The sequence below is a fragment of the Blautia sp. CGZ-1-C1 genome, assembly GCF_056504575.1.
Map to the genome: position 1 here is coordinate 1 of NZ_JBWLUT010000181.1, position 6,009 is coordinate 6,009.

At 41.5% G+C, this 6,009-nt stretch carries 8 protein-coding genes; 3 read left to right on the plus strand and 5 right to left on the minus strand.

Going from position 1 to position 6,009, the window contains the following annotated elements; translation table 11 throughout:
- Nucleotides 1-224 precede the first annotated feature (224 nt).
- Complete coding sequence (locus AC058W_RS16645; protein ID WP_117676213.1) at nt 225-1,244, plus strand: SPFH domain-containing protein; 1,020 nt, start codon at nt 225-227, stop codon at nt 1,242-1,244.
- Nucleotides 1,244-1,450: a type II toxin-antitoxin system antitoxin gene (locus AC058W_RS16650; RefSeq protein WP_026649632.1), complete on the plus strand. Its 207-nt coding sequence runs from the start codon at nt 1,244-1,246 to the stop codon at nt 1,448-1,450. Before AC058W_RS16645 ends, AC058W_RS16650 begins: the two co-directional genes overlap by 1 nt.
- A gap of 78 nt (nt 1,451-1,528) precedes the next feature.
- Here the strand turns inward: AC058W_RS16650 and AC058W_RS16655 are convergent, their stop codons facing one another.
- Together AC058W_RS16655 and AC058W_RS16660 are read right to left on the minus strand one after the other, a co-directional pair.
- Nucleotides 1,529-2,383, minus strand: a complete 855-nt coding sequence (locus tag AC058W_RS16655; protein WP_117676214.1) for an alpha/beta hydrolase — start codon at nt 2,381-2,383, stop codon at nt 1,529-1,531.
- A gap of 113 nt (nt 2,384-2,496) precedes the next feature.
- The gene (locus tag AC058W_RS16660; RefSeq protein WP_334295151.1) at nt 2,497-2,601 is read right to left on the minus strand and encodes a DUF6783 domain-containing protein; all 105 of its coding nucleotides are present in this window, start codon (nt 2,599-2,601) and stop codon (nt 2,497-2,499) included.
- Between AC058W_RS16660 and AC058W_RS16665 the strand changes: the two genes are divergently transcribed.
- Nucleotides 2,566-2,772, plus strand: coding sequence for a DUF6783 domain-containing protein (locus tag AC058W_RS16665; RefSeq protein ID WP_334295150.1), 207 nt, complete (start codon nt 2,566-2,568; stop codon nt 2,770-2,772). The genes AC058W_RS16660 and AC058W_RS16665 overlap by 36 nt on opposite strands.
- A gap of 484 nt (nt 2,773-3,256) precedes the next feature.
- On the opposite strand, the gene AC058W_RS16670 is transcribed toward AC058W_RS16665, so the two are convergent.
- The 3 genes from AC058W_RS16670 to argB form a co-directional block, all read right to left on the minus strand.
- Nucleotides 3,257-3,511 (minus strand): transposase, encoded by a 255-nt coding sequence (locus tag AC058W_RS16670; RefSeq protein WP_278308765.1) that lies wholly within the window; start codon nt 3,509-3,511, stop codon nt 3,257-3,259.
- A 528-nt stretch (nt 3,512-4,039) separates the two neighbouring features.
- Nucleotides 4,040-5,230 (minus strand): aspartate aminotransferase family protein, encoded by a 1,191-nt coding sequence (locus AC058W_RS16675; RefSeq protein WP_117846271.1) that lies wholly within the window; start codon nt 5,228-5,230, stop codon nt 4,040-4,042.
- Nucleotides 5,217-6,009 (minus strand): acetylglutamate kinase (gene argB / locus AC058W_RS16680; protein WP_479390359.1); only part of this gene is annotated, 793 nt, incomplete at its 5' end. The genes AC058W_RS16675 and argB, both read right to left, overlap by 14 nt.

Consider the following 6,009-nt stretch of genomic DNA (forward strand, 5'->3'; position numbering starts at 1 on the left):
TCACCCTCATCTCTCATTACTCCAGAACGTGTTAGCTCAATTATAACTGAGAATTACGAATTTTTATACTGAAATTTTCCTCTACACATTAAATGTTCTTCTTTATCACATCCAATATTCTTCAGCATTGACATTTTGATATCAAAATGATATCATTTGTACATCAACCAGTTCATACATATTTTTATGGTAAAGCAATGCATATACCAGTCAGGAGGTTTATTATGCAGGAAAAAGTTTTAAGCAGTAAGAAGAATGGTATGGCAATGATGATTCTCTTCATTTTGTTGTATGCGGCAGCAACAGCACTTGCTATAATCGGTTCCATCTTTCATTGTATTCCAATGGCTGCGGTCGGATTCATCTGGTTATCTTTGGGATGGATTCCATTTCTTGGATTAAAGGTACTAAAGCCTCAGGAAGCTCTGGTTCTTACCTTGTTTGGTAATTATGTGGGCACACTGAAGGATGACGGCTTTTATTGGGTAAATCCTTTTTGTACAGCAGTGAATCCGGCAGCTAAGACGAAATTAAATCAGAGCGGCGATGTAGATGGCGGTAATGCTGCCAAATCAGTTTTGACATTAGCTGCGGCAGGCACCAGCGGATCTTCCAATAGCTCTTATGTGAGTAAAAAGATTTCCCTGAAGATCATGACTCTGAACAATAACCGTCAGAAGATCAATGACTGTCTGGGTAATCCTGTAGAAATCGGAATTGCGGTTATATGGCGTGTGACAGATACTGCAAAGGCTGTTTTTAATGTCGATAACTATAAGGAATATCTTTCCCTGCAGTGTGATAGTGCTCTTCGCAATATTGTAAGGATTTATCCTTATGATGTAGCTCCGAATGTGGATACAACAGGGGATGGTGTTGCAGATGAGGGCAGCCTGCGTGGTTCCAGCGAAATTGTAGCCGGACGTATCCGGGATGAGATTCAGCAGAAGGTTGCGGAGGCTGGTCTTGAGATTATTGAGGCACGCATCACCTATCTGGCTTATGCTCCTGAGATTGCAGCTGTTATGCTGCAGAGACAGCAGGCTTCTGCTATTATTGATGCGAGAAAGATGATCGTAGATGGTGCTGTTGGCATGGTTGAAATGGCACTGGAACGATTGAACGAGAACAATGTGGTTGAGCTTGATGAGGAGCGGAAAGCGGCCATGGTTTCTAATCTTCTCGTTGTACTGTGTGGCAATCACGATGCCCAGCCGGTGGTTAATTCCGGCAGTCTGTACTAATGGCTGATACCAGACCAAAGAAACAGATTCCGCTCAGGCTTTCTGCAAAGCTTTATGATCAGATTGCCGCCTGGGCAGAAGATGATTTCCGCTCCGTCAACGGCCAGATCGAGTATCTGCTTACTGAATGCGTCCGGCAGCGTAAGAAAAACGGGAAATATGTTTCCGACACTATGGATGAGCCGCCGGAACTGGATATTGAGTGAATTTTCATATCTCAGCTGATATGTAAAAAAAGATAAACAGGGAGTGCTATTCTTGCACTCCCTCTCGTCTGTACCACCTTATTCCCACTGTGCTTTCATTATTTCTTTCGCTTCAAATGTATGTTTCATCCAATCCCCGGCAAGCTGTACCCAGGTTTCACATTCTGCCTGGATGCCGTAGCCATTGGGGCAGGAGGTTTCAGCGGTTGCAAGGCCCAAGCCGTGACCTCCTACGGGATAGATATGTAATTCTGCCGGAATGTCCAGCGCATGAAGAGCCTGGAAAAACAGCAGGGAATTCTCTACCGGAACGGTGTCATCCGGGGCAGTGTGCCACATGAACGTCGGTGGAGTATCTTTGGTTACATTGAATTCCAGTGACAAGAATCTGAGTTTCTCTTCATCTGCATAGTCTTCTCCAAGAACGCTCTCAAAAGAACCCTGATGTGCTTTTTCTCCGGAAGTAATTACCGGATAACTGAGCATAAGTCCATTAGGGCAGAATTTTTCAGCATCCATTTCCAGAGCTTCCGCCACAAACGGTTTGTTCCAGAAAACACCAAGGCTTGCTGCCAGATGTCCACCGGCGGAAGAACCCTGGACAACAATTTTCTCAGTATCAATATTCCATTTATCTGCATTCTCACGAAGCATTGCAACTGCTGTAGCCAACTGCAGAAGTGCCTCCGGGAAACGTGCCGGTGCAACGCTGTAACGAAGAATTGCTGCATGATACCCCATTGCCATAAACTTAACAGCCAGTGCTTCTGCCTCTCTGTCCGATGTCATTGCATATCCGCCACCTGGACAGATCAATACAACCGGCCTCTTTCTCTCTGGGTCTATCTCCGGAGAATTATCCAGAAAATAGGTAAATAAGTTTGCTGTGAACTCAGAGTCTTTTAAATGGATTTCTATTTTTTCATGTATCATCGATGTAACCTCCAAACCTAAAATATAACATGATATACCCAGTATAATCGGGATACATACAAATATCAATTTTTATTCAGCCTCATCCGAGTCAATCGTAACCGAATAAAAAATTATAGATTTACGATTTTCTTTATTCTTATATTCTCCCTAAAGTGTGTTTGAAAAATGCTTTTCGCAAGATGTGCGTCACAATTTGTGGGAGATTTTGTCCGGATGAGGGCGTCGTAGCGGGCTACGGCAACCGAATTCAGACAAAATATACCGCAATGTGCACGCAGATACTCAATTGTGTAGTCATCATCGCAGGTCTTATCTTCTTTCAGAATATCAATGGCGCCAAATCTATTATCTACAGTGAAAAACAATACTTCATAGTGTCTGTATAATGTTACCAATGTATAACGTAACCCTACAAAATCAATCTGCCAAGCCAAAAAGGATTATGTTCCTATTATTCTTTTTTTCTCTATCTGGACAGCTCTTATTAATAGAATACCAATTATAAATAACTCCCCCCATATAAAGAGAATAACTATTTTACTTCTTACAATTTTAATAGTTCCAGATAAATCCAACGGTTCATAAATATAAACTTTAATGTTTTCCGTAGAATAATCCCTGAAATCCTTCGGAATATTGACATGATAATGCTCCATATTATTACCCATTTAGTTTTAGGACTATCAAAAATCTTCATCTATCATCATCCTGTCAATATATCGTCCATGTGACATGCTCTCGCCACTTAAATCTTACAGATTTTGAAGTGGGAGCTTCCTGCTCAATTGCCCTTCAGGGCAAAGCTAAAACAGGCTATCCCCGCGTGTCCCGCGGTTCTTTTTTATCCGGTTACGGATCTTTTCTGTGCTATTATGCACATTTTTTATATATTCTTTTTCCTTCTTTCAGAATATTGACCGCCGCATTCACATCCCGGTCCATCCGGTTTCCACATTCACATAGGTATATCCGTTCTGATAATGCCAGCTCTTTCTTCTTATGTCCGCATACGCTGCATATCTTACTGGATGCAAAATATCTGTCTACTTTTATCAGATATTTTCCACGTTCTTCCAGCTTATATCCAAGCATGGAAAGGAACTGACCGTATCCGTTATCCTGTATCCCTGTTCTTTATTTGGATAGATTCTTATTTTTACTGCCCGGTTTATCTTTCTCACCCTGACTCTCTATATACTGATGGATTGTTTCAACAGGTGCTATATTTCAAAGATTTCTTTTGTTCTCTCTTACATCTTATTGTCCAGCATCTTTCTGCCATATTTCATAACCAGAATCAAACAAAAACACTGAATGAGAATTATTATCTAAACTCATTATGTACACTCACTTATTGCTTATTTCGACCGTCCAAATTTCAAGAGCATATTGTTCTTTTTTTCTATTATAATATATTTATTGTATCAGAACAAGTGTTTTTACGCTTTTTTATGAATTTGAGCAGACATGCTCGAATGTGCAATTCATCCCATCACCTATAGAGGTGAGGAAATTCTTGCTACGGTTGTTAAACTTGTTCCCAAAACAACAACTAAAATTCATCCATATATTCCTGTATTGTATATCAATTATATCTTCTGTAAAAAAGAAGGCCATTGCAAAACGCAACAGCCTTAGAGCGTGTTTGAAAAATTATTCCATACACTCATCCAGAATTGAAGCCATCTTATCGATATGTTCTTTTGTGATCACAAGCGGAGGTACGATTCTCAGTACATCACTGCCTGCGGAGATCACCAGCAGTCCTTTTGCCAGCGCAGCCTTTACAACTTCACCTACAGGGCGGCCCTGGATCACGATTCCCTGCATGAAGCCCATGCCTCGTCTTGTTGCAGCGCATTCATGTTTCGCAACAATTTCATCCAGTTTATGTTCCAGATATGGAGTCATTTCCTGTACATGTTCAATGATCTTATCATTCTCATAAATCTCAAATACCTTGCTGACTGCAGCACATACAAACGGGTTTCCTCCGTAAGTAGTACCATGATCTCCAGGCTCCAGAGAAGCTTTGGCAGCTTTCTCACTTAATACAAATGCGCCAACCGGCACACCGCAGCCAAGAGCCTTGGCACTTGTCATAATATCCGGCTGTACACCATATGCCTGCCATGCAAAATAATAACCGGTTCTTCCCATACCACACTGAATCTCATCAAAGATCAGCATAATATCCTTCTCATCACAGATCTGGCGCAGACCTTCCAGAAATTCTCTCTTCGCCGGGTAGATACCGCCCTCACCCTGAACAACCTCAGTAATAATTGCACAGGTCTTATCTGTGATCTGAGCTTTTACACTCTCCAGATCATTGAAATCTGCAAACTTCACACCACCCATCAGCGGCTCAAACGGCTCTCTGTAATGAGCAGTTCCTGTTACAGAAAGAGCACCGATACTTCTTCCATGGAAGGAATGGTTCATTGCAATGATCTCATGGTCTGCATGTCCGTCACGTACATATGCATATTTCTTAGCAGCTTTTAAAGCACCTTCGATTGCTTCCGTACCACTGTTGGTAAAGAATGCCTTGCTCATTTTGCTTGCCTTTACCAGCTTCGCACCTGCCTCGATAATCGGTTCATTATAATATAAATTGGAAATATGCATCAGCTTATCAATCTGATCTTTTAATGCTTCGTCATATCCCGGATAATGATATCCCAGAGAATTTACAGCGATACCTGCTGCAAAATCCAGATATTCCTTTCCCTCGGAATCATATAAATAACATCCCTGTCCTTTTTCAAAAACAACAGGAAAACGATTATAAGTGTGAAGGATATTCTCTTCTGATTCCTTCATCTGTTCATTCATGTTCATTATAATATTTCTCCCCGTCTTCTCTTAAGATTGCAGTACCAATACCTTTGTTTGTAAAGATTTCCAGCAGTAAACTGTGAGGAATTCTTCCGTCAAGGATATGTACTCTTTTAACACCTTCTTCAATGGCATCAATACAGTTTTTCAGCTTCGGAATCATACCTCCGCCTACATAACCGTCACTGATAAGTTTCTCAGCCTCATCTACATGAAGCTCAGAGATCAGACTGGAGGGATCATCTTTATCCTTATAAACGCCTTCAATGTCAGAAAGAAATGCCAGTTTCTCGGCATGAACAGCCTCTGCAATGGCACACGCCGCATCATCTGCATTAATATTATAAGTAGCAAAATTATCATCATAGCCTACCGGGAAAATGATCGGCAGGAAATCTTTCTCCAGAAGATCTTCCAGGATCTTCGGCTCAACCTTTGTAACCTCGCCTACAAATCCAATGTCTCCGCCCTCTGTCTGTTTCTTGCGGCATTTCAGCAGACCACCGTCTTTACCACTGATACCAACTGCATTTACACCAAGAGATTCCACCATGGCAACCAGTTCCTTATTCACCTTCGCAAGAACCATCTCTGCGATCTCCATAGTATCTTTATCTGTTACACGAAGACCATTGATAAATTTCGGCTCCATACCAACCTTGCCAACCCAGCGACTGATTTCCTTACCACCACCATGAACAATAATCGGTTTAAAACCAACCAGCTTCAGAAGAACAACGTCCTTGATAACATTCTTCTTCAGTTCATCATCCAGCATGGCA

Excerpts from the sequence above, each read along its gene's own strand:
- AC058W_RS16675 (WP_117846271.1), bottom strand. The coding sequence starts at position 5,230 with ATGAACATGAATGAACAGATGAAGGAATCAGAAGAGAATATCCTTCAC.
- AC058W_RS16645 (WP_117676213.1), top strand. The coding sequence starts at position 225 with ATGCAGGAAAAAGTTTTAAGCAGTAAGAAGAATGGTATGGCAATGATG.
- AC058W_RS16655 (WP_117676214.1), bottom strand. The coding sequence starts at position 2,383 with ATGATACATGAAAAAATAGAAATCCATTTAAAAGACTCTGAGTTCACA.
- AC058W_RS16665 (WP_334295150.1), top strand. The coding sequence starts at position 2,566 with ATGTGCGTCACAATTTGTGGGAGATTTTGTCCGGATGAGGGCGTCGTA.
- AC058W_RS16650 (WP_026649632.1), top strand. The coding sequence starts at position 1,244 with ATGGCTGATACCAGACCAAAGAAACAGATTCCGCTCAGGCTTTCTGCA.